We start from the raw sequence: 14,237 nt of genomic DNA, 5'->3' as shown, positions 1-14,237 counted from the left end.
AGGGTTGCGGACGACGTCGCTGGTTGGCCTCAGGCTCCGGCCTTCGCGGGAGCGCAGGGCCCCAGCAGCCCCAGATACGTATCCAGCACGGCCTGGTTCGCCGTTTCCCAGCGGTAGCCGAGCGCCGCGGCGTGCCCCGCATCGCCCATCGTTCGCCTGAGCGCAGGGTCGGTGACGATCCGCGCGATCGCGTCGGCATAGGCGCCGACATCGCGCGGCGGCACCAGATATCCGGTGCGGCCTTCCTCGACGAGATCGACCGCGCCCGTCGCGCGCGCGGCGACGACGGGAACGGCACTCGCCATCGCCTCGGTCGTGACGTTGCCGAACGTCTCGGTGACGCTCGGGTTGAAGAACACGTCCATCGACGCGACCGCGCGACCAAGCGCCTCGCCCGACTGGAAACCGGTGAAGATCGCGCCGGGCACACGTTCGGCGAACCAGTCGCGGGCCGGGCCGTCCCCGACGACCAGGATCTTGTGCGGCACGCCGCGCCGCGTCAGTTCGCGCGCGACGTCGGCAAAGACGTCGAGTCCCTTTTCCTTCACCAGTCGACCGAGGAAGCCGATCGCCATGTCGTCGTCGGCGATCCCCAGCCCGCGCCGCCACGCCGGATCGCGGCGGTCGGGGCGGAAGCGGTCGTGGTCGATCCCGCGCGACCAGATGCCGATCGGCGTCGCGACACCCCAGTCCTTCAGGATCGCGGCGATGCTCGGGCTCGGCACGACGACACGGTCGGCGCGGTCGTAGAAGCGCTTCAGCATCCAGACCAGCGCAGGCTCGATGAAACCCAGGCCGTAATAGCGCGGGTAGGTCTCGAACCGGGTGTGGAGCGATGCCACGGTGCGGATGTCGTGTTTGCGCGCCCAAGTCAGCGCCGCATGGCCGAGCAGGTCGGGTGCGGAGACATGGACGATGTTGGGCGCGAACGCTTCCAGATCGGCGCGCGGGGCGGCGGGCAGGCTGCGCGCGATCTTGTACTCGCTGCGGCCGCCGAACGGGACGGGGATCGCGGGCACGCTGACCAGGTCCCCGGTCGGCGGAAACGCGGGATTGGCCACGGTCGGCGAATAGACGCGCACGGCGACACCGGCGGCGAGCAGATGCCCGACCAGCCGGTTGAGCGCCTGGTTCGCCCCGTCGCGAACGTAATTATAGTTGCCGCTGAACAAGGCGACGCGAAGGTCGCGCGGAGATCTGGGCGGCTGCATGGGCGTGAGCCCATAGCGGGGGTGGGGCGCTTTGCCTATCTCACTTCGCCCCATAGCAACGGGTAGTTTTGCCATTGCTGCCGGGCGTTACGACCTGCTTCGACACGGTCTTCACAAATCATGTTCCCCAATCGTTCCGTATCGACTAGAGGTCGTTCCCATGGCGAAACCCCAGAAACGCTATGTCTGCCAATCCTGCGGTTCGGTGTCGCATCGTTGGGCAGGGCAATGCGCCGACTGCCAGGAATGGAACACGCTGGTCGAGGATGCGCCGACCAACGTCACGCCGTTTTCGGCCAAGCATAACCTGCAATCGGGCGGGCGGGCGATCCTGCTGTCCGGGCTCGATACCGACATCGCGCTGCCCGACCGGATGGAAACGGGCATCGCCGAGCTCGACCGCGCGCTGGGCGGCGGGTTCGTCGAGGGATCGGCGACGCTGATCGGCGGCGATCCCGGGATCGGCAAGTCGACATTGCTGCTCCAGGCCGCGGCGAAGCTGGCGCTGGCGGGGAAGTCGGTCGCCTATGTCTCGGGCGAGGAAGCGGCGGATCAGGTGCGGCTACGGGCGCGGCGGCTGGGTCTCGGCAACGCGCCGGTGCAACTCGCGGCGGCCACCAGCGTGCGCGACATCCTAACGACGGTGGGGCAGGGCGGCGTACCAGACCTGCTCATCATAGATTCGATCCAGACGATGCACTCCGACCTGATCGAGGGCGCGCCCGGCACGGTCAGCCAGGTCCGCGCGTCGTCGGGCGAGCTGATCCGCTTCGCCAAGGAACGCGGGACCGCGGTGGTGCTCGTCGGGCACGTGACGAAGGACGGCGCGATCGCCGGCCCGCGCGTGCTGGAGCATATGGTCGACACTGTGCTCGCGTTCGAGGGCGAGCGTAGCCACCTGTATCGCATCCTGCGCGCGACAAAGAACCGGTTCGGCGGCACCGATGAAATCGGTGTGTTCGCGATGGACACCGCGGGCCTAAGCGAAGTCAGCAATCCGTCGTCGCTGTTCCTGACCAGTCGCGACGAGAATGTGACGGGCACCGTCGTTTTCCCCGCGCTGGAGGGGACGCGGCCCGTGCTGGTCGAGGTGCAGGCGCTGACCGTGCGGCTGGCGTCGGGCGCCACGCCCCGGCGGGCGGTGGTCGGCTGGGACAGCGGGCGGCTGGCGATGATCCTGGCGGTGCTGGAGGCGCGGTGTGGGCTCAGCTTTTCGTCGGCCGAGGTCTATCTCAACATCGCCGGCGGGTACCGCGTGCAGGACCCGGCCGCCGACCTGGCGGTGGCGGCGGCGCTGGTGTCGGCGTTGAGCGAACGGCCGGTGCCTGCGGATGCGGTCGCGTTCGGAGAGATCGCATTGTCGGGTGAGGTTCGCCCGGTGGCGCACGGTCCGCTCAGGCTGAAGGAAGCGGCAAAGCTCGGCTTCGGTCGCGCGCTGGTGCCGGCCAAGCAGGGCGGCGAGGGGGCCGCGATGACGCTTGCAAGCTTTGCCAACCTGACGCGGTTCGTTGACCATATGCTGGGGCGCGGCTAGCCAACACGAAACTTGTGGCGTGAGTAAACAATGGGCCTGACGGCGCTCGACATATTGGTGCTCATCACGGTCGGCGGGGCGGCGATCCTGGGGCTGATGCGCGGTTTCGTGACCGAAGTGCTGAGCCTGATGGCGTGGATCTTCGTCGTGTTCGCGCTGAAGCTGTTTCACACGCCGCTGACCGCGCTGCTGACGGATACCGTGGGTACCGCCGCCGGCGCGGCGACGCTGGCGTTCGCGGTGATCGGCGGCATAACGTGGTTTGGCGGGCGGCTGGTCGCCAATGCGATCGGCGCGCGGACGCGGACGTCGATCCTGGGGCCGGTCGATCGCGCGCTGGGCTTCGGCTTCGGTGCGCTGAAAGGGCTGATCCTGGCGAGCCTCGCCTTTCTGCTGATCGTGCTGGTCATCGATACGCTGGGCGGTGGACCCCGCCAGCGGCCACTGTGGATCAAGTCGTCACGCACCTATCCGTTGCTCAATTCGACCAGTGCCTCGATCGCCGATTTCGTCGACCGGCGGCGCCGCGGACAGCCGGTATTCGGCGAGGACAACGCGGTGACACCGGCATCGCGCGCCGCGGCGGAGAAGTGAGATCTCCGTCGCGATCTTCCTGATGCGCCGCGCGGGCAAGTCGCCTAAAGGAGCCCGGTGACCGCGCCCCTCTACAATGCCACGATCCTGCGCCTCGCCGCGTCGATCCCCCATCACGACCGCCTGCCCGCGCCGATGGCGACGGTCGAGAAACGCTCGCCGATCTGCGGCAGTCGCGTGACCGTCGACGTCTCGGTCGATGCGGATGGCCGGATCGAGACGTTGGGGATGCTGGTCCGCGCGTGCGCGCTGGGACAGGCGTCCGCGTCGCTGTTCGGGGCGGAAGCGATCGGCAAGTCGCCGGCCGACCTTGCCGCGGCGCGCGATGCGCTGACGGCGTGGCTGGCGGGTGCGCGGGATACGCCGCCCGACTGGCCGGGGCTCGATATCTTTACCCCGGCACTGCCGTACAGCGCGCGGCATCCGTCGATCCGCCTGGCCTTCGAAGCCGCGGCGGAAGCGGCCGAGCAGGCGGCAAAGGCGAACGCGCAGTGACCGAAGCAGCCCCCGCCACCGGCAGCCTGCTGCACGATGCCGTTCCGCTGCTCGGCTTCGCACTCATCTTCGTCCTGCTCTTTCGTCGCCTCGGCCTGGGTGCCACGCTCGGCTACCTCGTCGCCGGTGCGGTCGTCGGACCGCAGCTGCTCGGCCTGGTCGGCGGTGCCGAATCGAAGATGCACATCGCCGAACTGGGCATCGTGCTGCTGCTGTTCCTGGTCGGGCTGGAGCTCAACCCGTCGCGACTGTGGCGGATGCGGCAGGACATCTTCGCGGTCGGTGGGTTGCAGGTCGTGTTGTGTGGCGCGGCGATCGGCGCGATCCTACTGGTAATTGCGCGCTTCAGCCCGGAGGCGGCGCTCGCGCTCGGCCTGCCGCTGGCGTTGTCGTCGACCGCGCAGGTGCTGCCGATGCTGCAATCGGCCGGACGGCTGCGCACGCCGTTCGGCGAACGCGCCTTTGCCATCCTGCTGTTCCAGGACCTGTCGATCGTTCCGATGATCACGATCATCGCCGCGATGAGCCGCAATCCGGCCGATGCCGCAGGTCCGCCGGGGTGGATGCTGGCGGTCTATACCGTCGTCGCGATCGTCGGGCTGATCGCTGCGGGGCGCTATCTGCTGCGTCCGCTGTTCCGCCTGATCGGCAATCTGGGCGAGCGCGAGATGTTCGTCTTCGCCGGCCTGTTCACCGTCATCGCCAGTGCCGCGGTGATGGAGGCGCTGGGGCTGTCGGCGGCGCTGGGCGCGTTCATCGCCGGCATGATGCTGGCCGATTCACCATATCGGCATGAACTGGAAGCCGATGTCGAGCCGTTCCGCTCGATCCTGCTCGGGCTCTTCTTCCTTGCGGTCGGCATGATGCTCGACCTGAGCGCGATCCTGCAGCGGCCGGTCTTCGTGCTGGCGATGGCGGCGACGCTGGTGGTGGTGAAGGCGGCGCTGATCATGGGCATCGGCCTGCTTTTCAAGATGAGATGGCGCCAGGCGCTCGCGCTCGGTCTGTTGCTCAGCCAGGGCGGCGAATTCGGCTTCGTGCTGCTCGCGCAGGCGCAGAACGCCTTCCTGATCGCGCCCGAAGCAGCGAGCCTGTTCGGCGCGATCGTGACGATCAGCATGGCGACGACGCCGTTCCTGATGATGGCGACGCGCCGCTTCCGCACCGAGCCGATCGACCAGCAGGAGCGCGACGGGCCGAGCGCCGATGGGTCCAACGCGATCATCGTCGGCTATGGCCGGTTTGGCCAGACCGTCGGCCAGATGCTGACCGCGCAAGGCATCGCGGTGACGCTGATCGACACCGACATCGAGATGATCGACATTGCCGGCCAGCTTGGCGCGAAGGTCTATTACGGCGACGGCCTGCGGCTCGACATGCTGCGTCAGGCGGGCGCGGCGGATGCGGAGCTGATCCTGTTCTGCAACGACGGCGACGGGGTGGAGGCGGAATTCGTCGAATCGGTGCATCAGGCCTTTCCCGCCGGGGCGATCTTCGTGCGTGCCTACGACCGCCGCGCGTTGGTGAAGCTGAAGGGCGCGCCCGTTGCCGGCGTGGTCCGCGAGGTGCTCGATTCGGCCGTCCACATGGCGCGCGACGCGATGGCGGCGGTCGGCGTCGATGCGGGGGAAATCGACCGTACCGAGGACTTCTACCGTGGCCGCGACCGCGAACGGCTGAAGATCCAGTTCGAAGCCGGCGACCTGCGCGCTGCCCGCGAGGCGGTGATCGCCGATGGCGGCTGGGCGCCCGAAAGCCGCCGGGATCGCGAACGCCCCGAGCCGCTGCCGGGACCACAGGCTACCTGAGGAGAGTGCGGATGAACTGGCTGGCTGTCCTTGCCGCGCTGTCGGGCGCGATGGCCGTCGCGGCCGGGGCGTTCGGCGCGCACGGCGCCGCGGACATGAAGGCCGCCGAGTGGTTGCGGACGGGCGGACAGTATCAGCTGATCCACGCCGTCGCCGCGCTGGTGGCGCTGCGGATGGAGGCGAAGGGGCCGGCCGCATTGTTCGTCGCGGGCGGGGCGGTGTTTGCGCTGACGCTCTACGCGATGGCGTTCGGTGCCCCACGGTGGCTTGGCGCAGTGACGCCGATCGGCGGCACGGTGCTGATCGTCGGGTGGCTGTGGCTGGCGTGGCAGGTGCGCCACTGACGACCGAGAGGCGCTGAGCTACCGTTTCTTCCGGCAGGCATCCGAGCAATAGACGACGTTTTCCCAGTCCCGCGCCCATTTCTTGCGCCAGGTGAACGGCCGGTCGCACGCCGGGCAGACCTTTGTCGGCAGGTCGGCCTTCTTAACCCCGTTGGGCATCGAGGAACTCGCGGACGGTGGAAAGATCGACGGTCTTGTCGAGATACGTCCGGCCGATCCCGCGGGCGAGCAGGAAGGGCAGGGTGCCCGCATTCATCTTCTTGTCGTGCAGCATATGCCCGACCAACGTCTCGCCGTCCGCAGTGATCCCGGCGCTGGCGAGGTCGTGGGGCAGGCCGAGGGCCCGAAGGTGCGCAATGACGCGTTCGGCGTCGGCCTTTGGAGCGAGCCCGCGCGCGGCTGAATAGCCATAGGCCAGCGCCATGCCGGCGGCGACGCCTTCGCCGTGGAGCAGCCTGTCGGAAAACCCCGCTTCCGCCTCCAGCGCGTGGCCGAAGGTGTGGCCGAGGTTGAGTAAAGCGCGGCGGCCGGTGGTTTCGCGTTCGTCCTCGCCGACGATCCGCGCCTTGGCGGCGACGGAGGTGGCGATCGCGTGTTCGCGGGCAGAGGCGTCGCCGGCGAGCAGGTTCGCCGCATTCGCCTCGCACCATTCGAAAAAGTCGGGGTCGTCGATCAGGCCGTACTTCACGACCTCGGCATAGCCGGCACGCAGGTCGCGCTGGGGGAGCGTATCGAGCACTTGCGGATCGATCAGCACGAGTGCGGGCTGGTGGAACGCGCCGACCAGGTTCTTGCCGGCGGGCGTGTTGATCGCGGTCTTGCCGCCGACCGACGAATCGACCTGCGCAAGCAACGTCGTCGGCACCTGCACGAAGCCGCACCCACGCTTCACGATCGAGCAGGCGAAGCCGACGAGATCGCCGATCACGCCGCCGCCCAGCGCGATGACATGGTCGCCCCGTTCGACGCCCAGTTCGATCAGGCGATCGGTGAGCGACGCCAGCTGCGCCCAGCCTTTTGTGCTTTCGCCCGACGGCAGCACGATCGCTTCGCTGGCGACTCGTTCGGCGGCCAAAGCGGCCTGCAGCGTCGCGAGGTGTGGCGCGACGTTCTCGTCCGCGACGATCACCATCGTCCGCCCACGCGACAGCGGCTTCAGCAAGGTGCCCGCCCGCGCAAGCAGGCCGTGTTCGATCACCACGTCGTAACTGCGGTCGCCAAGCGCCACGCGGACGGTCGTCATTTCCTCAATTCCTTCAGGATCGCCGAGACCGTGACGTCGTGGGGCGCATTGGCGCTGGGCACGCGGATGTGGGCGAGCGCGTAGAGCGGGTTGCGGACGGCGGCGAGGTCGCGAAGCACCGGCAGCGGATCGCGCCCCTTCAGCAGGGGGCGGGTGTCGCGGCGCTTCACCCGCTCCGCCAGCACCCGCGGATCGGCATCGAGCCAGATCGCGGTCGCCTGGGTCAGGATCAGCGCGCGGGTGTCGTCGTTGACGAAGGCGCCGCCGCCGGTCGCGATGACCTTTGGTCGCCCGTCGATCAGCCGCGCGATCACGCGCCGCTCGCCATCGCGGAAATAGGGTTCGCCGAATTTGGCAAAGATTTCCGACACGGTCATGCCGGCCGCCGTCTCGATTTCCGAATCGGCATCGACGAAGGGCAGCGCAAGCCGTCCGGCCAGCCGCCGCCCGACCGTGGATTTGCCTGCGCCCATCAATCCGACCAGCACGATGGGGCGTCGCGATCGGTTGGGTGGAGGCGGATCGGCGGCGGGCATGGCGCGGGGGCTATACATGGCCCTATGCCCTCGGGCAAAAGGCCGCGAACCCAAGTTTTGTTTCGGTGTTTGAAAGGCGCGTGATGTCCCGTCCGCTCGTGATTCTGGTCGTTCTGCTGGTCGTCGTGGTCGGGGGGCTGTTCTTCCTGTCCGGACGCGACACGGCAAAGGCCCCGACCCGCGTCGAGAAGGCGGTCGCCCTTGAAAATCTTTCGTGACGGCGCCGCGGTCGGTGCGCTTGCGCTCCTGATCGCCGCCGCAGCGACCGCGCAGGACCGGCCCGAATCGATCCTTCCCCCGGGTTTCGGCGATCCGGCGCCGACGCCTGCGCCCAGCCCCGCGCCGTCGTCCGCGCCGCGTGACTCCACGCCCGGCGCGCCCGCGACGGTCCAGCCGCTGCCGCCGGGCTATACGGCCGCACCGCTGCCGACACCCAGCCCGACGCCGACTGCCACGCCGACGCCGGTTGACCTGACCGCCTATGAACTGCCCGATTTCGCCCGGCGGTCGCTGGCGCAGGTCGGCACGGTCGGTCCCGAAGCAGGCGGACTGACGGCGCGCGCCTTTGCCGGCAGCGACGGACAGATGGTCGAGAAACTGATGCGTCGTCTCGATGCGCCGATCCCGTCGCGCTGGCTGTCGATCGCGCTGCGCCGTGCGCTGGTGTCGCGGGTCGATACGCCCGCCGGCGTGAACGGCGCCGATTTCGCTGCGGAACGCGCCTGGCTGTTGCTGCGGATGGGGGAGGCGGATGCCGCGCGGGCAGTCGTCCAGGCGGTGGATGTCGCGGACTATACGCCCAAGCTGTTCCAGGTCGCGATGCAGGCGATGCTCGCGACGGGCGACCCGGCGGGGCTGTGCCCGCTGGTCGAGCCCGCATTGACCGTCGCCAACGATACCGGCTGGCTGTTCGCGCGCGCGATGTGCGCGGCGTTCGCCGGCAAGGGGCCGCAGGCGAACACGCTGCTGCGCACCGCCAGCCGCCGCACCGGGCGAAGCATCGACGCGCTGCTGGCCGAAAAGGTTGTCGGCGCGGCGGCACAGGGGCGCGCGGTCACGATCGAATGGGATGGCGTCGACCGGCTGAGCGCCTGGCGCCTGGGCCTTGCCACCGCGACCGGGGTCGCCGTGCCCGACGAACTGCTGGCGCAGGGAAGGCCGCAGGTCGCGCTGTGGCGCGCGACCGCACCGATGATCGCGCCCGAGGTGCGCGCGGGTCTCGCCGATCGCGCGGCGGCGCAGGGCGTGCTGTCGAACCTGGCGCTGGTCGATCTCTATTCGGAGGTCGAGGCAGCCGACAGCGGCAGTGGCCCCGTGGTGACTGCCGCTCGCGACCTGCGCGGGGCCTTCACCGAGCGGACGACGGCGGCGCGGCTGAAATTGCTGGGCCAATTGTGGGGCGGGGACGCCGATCGCCGGTTTCGCTACGGCCGTCTGGTGTTGACCGCGCGGGCGGCGGCGCAGATTCCGGTGTCGCGCGATCATGCCGATGCCGCACCGATGCTGATCGCCTCGATGCTGAGCGCGGGCCTCGACCGCCGGGCGACCCGGTGGGAATCGGTCGCGACGACGGGCGACGGCTGGGCGATGCTGGCGCTGGCCGATCCGCGCGGGCGTGATGTCGATAGCGACATGATCGACAGCTACCGCGGCAGCGACGGTAGCAAGGGGCAGGCGAAGGCGCGAATGCTGCTGGCGGGGCTGACCGGGCTGGGGCGCGTATCGGCGGCGAACGCCGAAGAGCTGGCCAAGCCGTTCGACGTGAAGTTCGGGGCCGAGAACGCCTGGACCCGCGCGATCGACGCCGCGGCCGCGCGCGGCGATGCGGGGACCGTCATCCTGCTCTATGCGGTGGGGATGCAGACCAGCGACTGGCGCGGCGTGCCCCCGGAAGTGCTCTACCACGGCACCGCGGCGCTGCGGCGCGTCGGCCTGGGTGGTGAAGCGCGGATGATCGCCGCCGAGGCGATCGCGCGGTCGTGACCGGCGTGAGCGAGGATGCGATCCTGATCGATCGCTTCCTCGAAATGATGATGGCGGAGGCAGGGGCGGCGAAGAACACGATCGCTGCCTATCGCACCGATCTGACGCTGGCGTCCGAGGCGCTGGGTGGGCGGCTGTCGGTGGCGCAGGGCGACGATCTGATCGCGCTGGCGGAAACCTGGGCCGATCTTGCCGGCACGACGGTCGCGCGAAAGGCCGCGGCGTTGCGGCGATTCTACGGCTTCCTGGTCGATGATGGACTGCGCGCCGACGACCCTTCCCCTGCGCTGCCGCGGCCCGGGCGGGGTCGGCCACTGCCCAAGACGCTGTCGGTGGCGGAGGTCGATGCGATCTTTGCCGTCATCGCCGACCGGCGGGGGCGGGTGCCTGCGGACCCCCTCGACCTACGGCTCTCGGCGCTGATCGAACTGCTGTATGGCTCGGGCCTGCGGGCAAGCGAACTCGTGTCGCTGCCCCGCGCGGCGGTGGCTTCGGACCGGCCGTACCTGATCCTGAAGGGCAAGGGCGGGCGCGAGCGGCTGGTGCCGATTTCCGATCGTGCGCGCGCCGCAGTCGCCGCGTGGCGGCTGCATGTTCCCAAGGACTCGGCCTGGCTGTTCCCGTCGGGCACGTCGCACCTGTCGCGCATCCGGCTGTATCAACTGGTGAAGGCGCTTGCCGCGATGGCGGGAATCGCGCCCGAACGCGTCAGCCCGCACGTCCTGCGCCATGCCTTTGCGACGCATCTGCTGGCCGGCGGCGCCGACCTGCGCGCGCTGCAGTCGATGCTGGGCCATGCCGACATCGCGACGACTGAAATCTACACCCATGTCGATGCCAGCCGGCTGGTCGAACTGGTGAATACCCGCCACCCGCTCGTTGACGCGGGCAAACGCCGCGCTTAGCGCGTGCGGCATGGCAAGCTTCCTCGACTTCGAGAAACCGATCGCCGAGCTGCAAGGGCGGATCGACGAACTGCGCGAGACCGCGTCCTCTCCCGAACTGGACATCGATGCGGAGGTGTCGCGCCTCCAGGCCAAGTCCGACAAGATGCTGCGCGATACCTATGCCCGGCTGACGCCGTGGCAGAAGACGCAGGTCGCCCGGCACCCCGAACGCCCGCATCTGAAGGATTACATCGCGGCGCTGATCGACGATTTCATGCCGCTGGGCGGCGACCGCGCGTTCGCCGACGACCAGGCGATCATTGGCGGGCTCGGCACCTTCCGCGGGCGCAAGGTCATGGTCATCGGCCATGAAAAGGGCGACGACACCGCCAGCCGGCTGCGTCACAATTTCGGCATGGGCAAGCCCGAGGGCTATCGCAAGGCGATCCGGCTGATGAAGCTGGCCGACCGCTTCGGCCTGCCGGTGCTGACGCTGGTCGACACTTCGGGAGCGTTCCCGGGCGTGCAGGCCGAGGAGCGCGGGCAGGCCGAGGCCATCGCGCGCTCGACCGAGGCGTGTCTGGAAATCGGCGTGCCGTTGATCGCCGCGATCGTCGGTGAAGGCGGCTCCGGCGGGGCCGTGGCGCTCGCGACCGGTAACGTCGTGCTGATGTTCGAGCATGCGGTCTATTCGGTGATCTCGCCGGAGGGCTGTGCCTCGATCCTGTGGCGTACCGCCGACAAGGCGCCCGAAGCGGCCGAGGCGATGAAGGTGACCGCGCAGCATCTGAAGGACCTGCGGGTCATCGACGGCATCGTGCCCGAACCGCTGGGGGGCGCGCACCGTGATCCGGCGGCAGCGATCGCGTCGCTGGGCACTGCGCTGGAGTCGGCACTGAAGGATTTCGACGGGCGCGAGCCGACCGCGATTCGCACCGCCCGCCGGCAGAAATTCCTGGCGATCGGTCGCGCCTGACGTCCGTCCAAAACGCTGGCTGACGCAACGGCAAACGAAAAGGGCGGCGAACCGTGGTGGTTCGCCGCCCTTTTGCGTCAACTCGATACCGAAGTCTTATGCAGACTTCATGTTCGACGCGACGTTGTTGAACGTCGCTTTCAGGTTGTTGCCCAGGCCCTGCATCGCGGCGATCGCGGCAACCGCGATCAGAGCGGCGATCAGGCCGTACTCGATGGCGGTCGCGCCCTTCGAGTTCTTCAGGAACGTGCGAATCTTCTGCATGTCGGTCTCCACTGTTCGAAACTTCAATCACCCGGCTGGCCGGGTCTTCCCCCCGAACAGCGAAATCAGGTGTAGAGCCGCGCAGGTTTAGAAATGTTTAAAGCCACAGACGTCTAACGACCGGTCGCAACGGAAATGCGATTGTACAGGCCGTTCCACGTTTCGGACGTCTGCGTGCCCAGGCTGCCGACACCGGCGATGAGCACGATGACCATCAGCGCCAGGATCAGGCCATATTCGACCGCGGTCGCGGCCTTGCAGTCGCGGGCCAGTCCGGCGAGGACGCGCGTGACGATGCTGATCGAAAAAGACGCCATGGCCGCCATCATAGATCGAAAAGGGTTAATCAAATGCGTTCGTCCGATGGCTGCCACCGCCCCCTTTTGCACGTGGTTGCCGCAGCGCTGATCGACGGCGATGGCCGCGTGCTGGTCCAGCAGCGCCCGGCGGGCACGCACATGGCCGGGCTCTGGGAATTTCCGGGCGGCAAGATCGACGCCGGCGAAACACCGGAAGCCGCGCTGATCCGCGAACTGGACGAGGAACTGGGCATCGCCGTCGCGCAGGCCTGCCTGGCACCGGCGGCCTTCGCCAGCGAGCCGCTGGACGACCGCCACTTGCTGCTGCTGCTCTACGTCTGCCGCAAGTGGGACGGCATCGTCGAAGCGCGCCACGCCGCGGCGCTGCGCTGGGTCTACCCGGCGCAATTGCACGGGCTGGACATGCCGCCGGCCGACCGGCCGCTAATCGGGCTGCTCGAGGCCCTTCTGTAGCGCCGCGGTCAGGCTGGCGGTCGCGCTGCCGCGCCTGGCCGGTTGCGGCTGGCCGGGGGCGGGGGCCCAGCCGGTCAGGAAGACGATGTCGAACCGCTCGGCGACGCGCCCGTCGGCGTCGGCACGCGCGGCAAAGGCGTCGGAGATGCGTGCCAGCGTGTCGCGGCGCAGCGGCCGGCGATCGACCAGCAGGTTGCTCGCCCCCATGCCGCGCAGGTCGCCGATCAGGCCGAAGACGCTGGCGTAGCGCACGGTCACCGTCTCGACATCGGCCACCGGCAGGGCGAATCCCGCGCGGACCAGCAGGTCGCCGGCCGAGCGCACGTCGATCATCGGATGCGCCCGAGCGACGCCGGGGTCGGCCTCGCGCAGCGCGGCGCGCAACGTCGACAGGCTGTTGCCACCAAGGAACGCACCCAGGAACACGCCGTCGGGCTTCAGCGCGCGTCGGGCGAGGGTGAGTGCGCCGGGGACGTCGTTGACGGTGTCGAGCACGCCGGCGGAGATGACCAGATCGTAGCTGGCCGGCGGCACGTCGAAGCGATCCTCGTCCGCCAGGACAGCGCCTGCGGCAAAGCGGGCGCCTGCGTCGATCCGCGTGATGACGGCACCCGGCAGCCCAAAGGCGCCATCCGCCGATCCCAGATCGAGCACCGCGCGAAACTCCCGTTTCACGCTCGCCAACCGCTCGGCGATGCCATCCAGCATCATGTCGCGCAGGAACGCGTGGCTGGCCCAGTCGCGGGCGGCGCGGTCGCGGCGCAGGCGACGGGCGGCGCGATCAAAGATTTCGGGTGTCGTGGTCACGGCCGCGGCTTGTGCGCTGCGCCCGCGCTCGCGACAAGAGGGGGTGCGCGCCATCCTGTCCTCGCTCGTCTCGCTCGCGCTGCCGCCGCGCTGTCCGGGATGCGCGGCGGTGGTGGCGGCGGATCACCGCTTCTGCGCCGACTGCTGGTCGGACCTCACCTTTCTCGGGCCGCCATGGTGCGCGGGCTGTGCGCGGCCGTTCGAGCATGACCGCGGGGCCGCTGCGCTGTGCGGGACGTGCCTCGCCGATCCGCCGCGGCACGACGGCGCGCGAGCGGCGGTGGCCTATGGTCCGGTCGCCAAGGCGCTGGCGCTACGACTGAAGTACGGCCGGCGCACCGCCTTTGCCGAGACGGCGGCGCGGCTGATGCAGCGCGTGCTGCCGGACGGGGTCGACCTGCTCGTGTCCGTACCGCTCCACCCCTGGCGCTTGTGGGGGCGCGGCTACAACCAGGCGGCGCTGATCGCCGATGCGCTGGGCCGGCGGGCAGGGGTGGCGGTGCGGCACGACCTGCTGCGGCGGGCAAAGGCGACGCCGTCGCTGCGCGGGCTCGGCCGGCGGGCGCGGGCGAAGGCGGTTCGCGGCGCCTTTGCCGTCGATGCGTCCGGCCGTGCCGCGCTTGCCGGCGCGACGGTGGTGCTGGTCGACGACGTGTTCACCAGCGGCGCGACCGCCAGCGCCTGCGCTGCCGCGCTCAAGCGGGCCGGGGCGGCGCGGGTCGTCATCCTGTGCTGGGCGCGCGTCGTCGAGGATACCGACGCCGACGATTGACATTGCCAGC

General features: G+C 69.4%; 18 protein-coding genes. 11 read left to right on the top strand and 7 right to left on the bottom strand.

What is annotated here, in order from left to right:
* Positions 1-29: 29 nt before the first annotated feature.
* Positions 30-1,211 carry a glycosyltransferase family 4 protein gene (locus ASE86_RS10760; protein ID WP_056425785.1) on the bottom strand — a complete coding sequence of 394 codons (1,182 nt, stop codon included), beginning with the start codon at positions 1,209-1,211 and terminating at the stop codon, positions 30-32.
* Between the two features lie 160 nt (positions 1,212-1,371).
* On the opposite strand from ASE86_RS10760, the gene radA reads away from it, so the two are divergent.
* From radA to ASE86_RS10735, 5 genes are read left to right on the top strand one after another with little or no spacing between them, the layout of a single operon-like run.
* Positions 1,372-2,745, top strand: a complete 1,374-nt coding sequence (gene radA, locus ASE86_RS10755) for a DNA repair protein RadA (RefSeq protein WP_056425782.1) — start codon at positions 1,372-1,374, stop codon at positions 2,743-2,745.
* 30 nt (positions 2,746-2,775) lie between these two features.
* Positions 2,776-3,339: a CvpA family protein gene (locus ASE86_RS10750; protein WP_056425779.1), complete on the top strand. Its 564-nt coding sequence runs from the start codon at positions 2,776-2,778 to the stop codon at positions 3,337-3,339.
* A 57-nt stretch (positions 3,340-3,396) separates the two neighbouring features.
* Positions 3,397-3,834, top strand: coding sequence for an iron-sulfur cluster assembly scaffold protein (locus ASE86_RS10745; RefSeq protein ID WP_056425777.1), 438 nt, complete (start codon positions 3,397-3,399; stop codon positions 3,832-3,834).
* On the top strand, positions 3,831-5,642 hold the full coding sequence (locus ASE86_RS10740; RefSeq protein WP_056425774.1) for a monovalent cation:proton antiporter-2 (CPA2) family protein: 1,812 nt from the start codon (positions 3,831-3,833) through the stop codon (positions 5,640-5,642). Before ASE86_RS10745 ends, ASE86_RS10740 begins: the two co-directional genes overlap by 4 nt.
* An 11-nt stretch (positions 5,643-5,653) precedes the next feature.
* Positions 5,654-5,986, top strand: coding sequence for a DUF423 domain-containing protein (locus ASE86_RS10735; protein WP_056425771.1), 333 nt, complete (start codon positions 5,654-5,656; stop codon positions 5,984-5,986).
* Between the two features lie 18 nt (positions 5,987-6,004).
* Here the strand turns inward: ASE86_RS10735 and ASE86_RS15710 are convergent, their stop codons facing one another.
* Genes ASE86_RS15710 through ASE86_RS10725 form a run of 3 tightly spaced genes read right to left on the bottom strand, consistent with a single transcriptional unit; the run spans position 6,005 to position 7,765 of the window.
* Positions 6,005-6,145, bottom strand: a complete 141-nt coding sequence (locus ASE86_RS15710) for a DUF2256 domain-containing protein (RefSeq protein ID WP_082441789.1) — start codon at positions 6,143-6,145, stop codon at positions 6,005-6,007.
* Complete coding sequence (aroB, locus tag ASE86_RS10730) at positions 6,129-7,229, bottom strand: 3-dehydroquinate synthase (RefSeq protein WP_056425768.1); 1,101 nt, start codon at positions 7,227-7,229, stop codon at positions 6,129-6,131. Before aroB ends, ASE86_RS15710 begins: the two co-directional genes overlap by 17 nt.
* Positions 7,226-7,765, bottom strand: a complete 540-nt coding sequence (locus ASE86_RS10725; protein ID WP_056425764.1) for a shikimate kinase — start codon at positions 7,763-7,765, stop codon at positions 7,226-7,228. The genes aroB and ASE86_RS10725 overlap by 4 nt, the downstream gene beginning before the upstream one ends.
* A gap of 83 nt (positions 7,766-7,848) precedes the next feature.
* On the opposite strand from ASE86_RS10725, the gene ASE86_RS16630 reads away from it, so the two are divergent.
* Genes ASE86_RS16630 through ASE86_RS10710 form a run of 4 tightly spaced genes read left to right on the top strand, consistent with a single transcriptional unit; the run spans position 7,849 to position 11,611 of the window.
* Positions 7,849-7,983 (top strand): hypothetical protein, encoded by a 135-nt coding sequence (locus ASE86_RS16630; protein WP_268795316.1) that lies wholly within the window; start codon positions 7,849-7,851, stop codon positions 7,981-7,983.
* On the top strand, positions 7,967-9,748 hold the full coding sequence (locus ASE86_RS10720; RefSeq protein ID WP_056425761.1) for a hypothetical protein: 1,782 nt from the start codon (positions 7,967-7,969) through the stop codon (positions 9,746-9,748). The genes ASE86_RS16630 and ASE86_RS10720 overlap by 17 nt, the downstream gene beginning before the upstream one ends.
* A gap of 5 nt (positions 9,749-9,753) precedes the next feature.
* The gene (locus tag ASE86_RS10715; protein ID WP_056427025.1) at positions 9,754-10,653 is read left to right on the top strand and encodes a tyrosine recombinase; all 900 of its coding nucleotides are present in this window, start codon (positions 9,754-9,756) and stop codon (positions 10,651-10,653) included.
* A 10-nt stretch (positions 10,654-10,663) separates the two neighbouring features.
* The gene (locus ASE86_RS10710) at positions 10,664-11,611 is read left to right on the top strand and encodes an acetyl-CoA carboxylase carboxyltransferase subunit alpha (RefSeq protein WP_056425759.1); all 948 of its coding nucleotides are present in this window, start codon (positions 10,664-10,666) and stop codon (positions 11,609-11,611) included.
* A 96-nt stretch (positions 11,612-11,707) separates the two neighbouring features.
* Here the strand turns inward: ASE86_RS10710 and ASE86_RS10705 are convergent, their stop codons facing one another.
* Together ASE86_RS10705 and ASE86_RS10700 are read right to left on the bottom strand one after the other, a co-directional pair.
* Positions 11,708-11,875, bottom strand: coding sequence for a Flp family type IVb pilin (locus tag ASE86_RS10705; protein ID WP_056427022.1), 168 nt, complete (start codon positions 11,873-11,875; stop codon positions 11,708-11,710).
* A 113-nt stretch (positions 11,876-11,988) separates the two neighbouring features.
* Entirely contained in the window at positions 11,989-12,192 is a 204-nt protein-coding gene (locus tag ASE86_RS10700) for a Flp family type IVb pilin (RefSeq protein ID WP_056427020.1), read from the bottom strand.
* A gap of 33 nt (positions 12,193-12,225) precedes the next feature.
* Here ASE86_RS10700 and ASE86_RS10695 point away from each other — a divergent pair, with 33 nt between their 5' ends.
* Entirely contained in the window at positions 12,226-12,648 is a 423-nt protein-coding gene (locus ASE86_RS10695) for a (deoxy)nucleoside triphosphate pyrophosphohydrolase (RefSeq protein ID WP_056425756.1), read from the top strand.
* Here ASE86_RS10695 and ASE86_RS10690 read toward each other — a convergent pair.
* A complete protein-coding gene (locus tag ASE86_RS10690) occupies positions 12,619-13,509 on the bottom strand; it encodes a methyltransferase domain-containing protein (protein ID WP_056425753.1) in 891 nt (296 codons plus the stop codon). The genes ASE86_RS10695 and ASE86_RS10690 overlap by 30 nt on opposite strands.
* Between ASE86_RS10690 and ASE86_RS10685 the strand changes: the two genes are divergently transcribed.
* A complete protein-coding gene (locus ASE86_RS10685; RefSeq protein WP_082441873.1) occupies positions 13,499-14,227 on the top strand; it encodes a ComF family protein in 729 nt (242 codons plus the stop codon). The genes ASE86_RS10690 and ASE86_RS10685 overlap by 11 nt on opposite strands.
* Positions 14,228-14,237: the final 10 nt, after the last annotated feature.

The organism is Sphingomonas sp. Leaf33 (assembly GCF_001421785.1).
GTDB lineage: Bacteria > Pseudomonadota > Alphaproteobacteria > Sphingomonadales > Sphingomonadaceae > Sphingomonas.
This window is presented reverse-complemented; position numbering and strand designations above follow the sequence as displayed.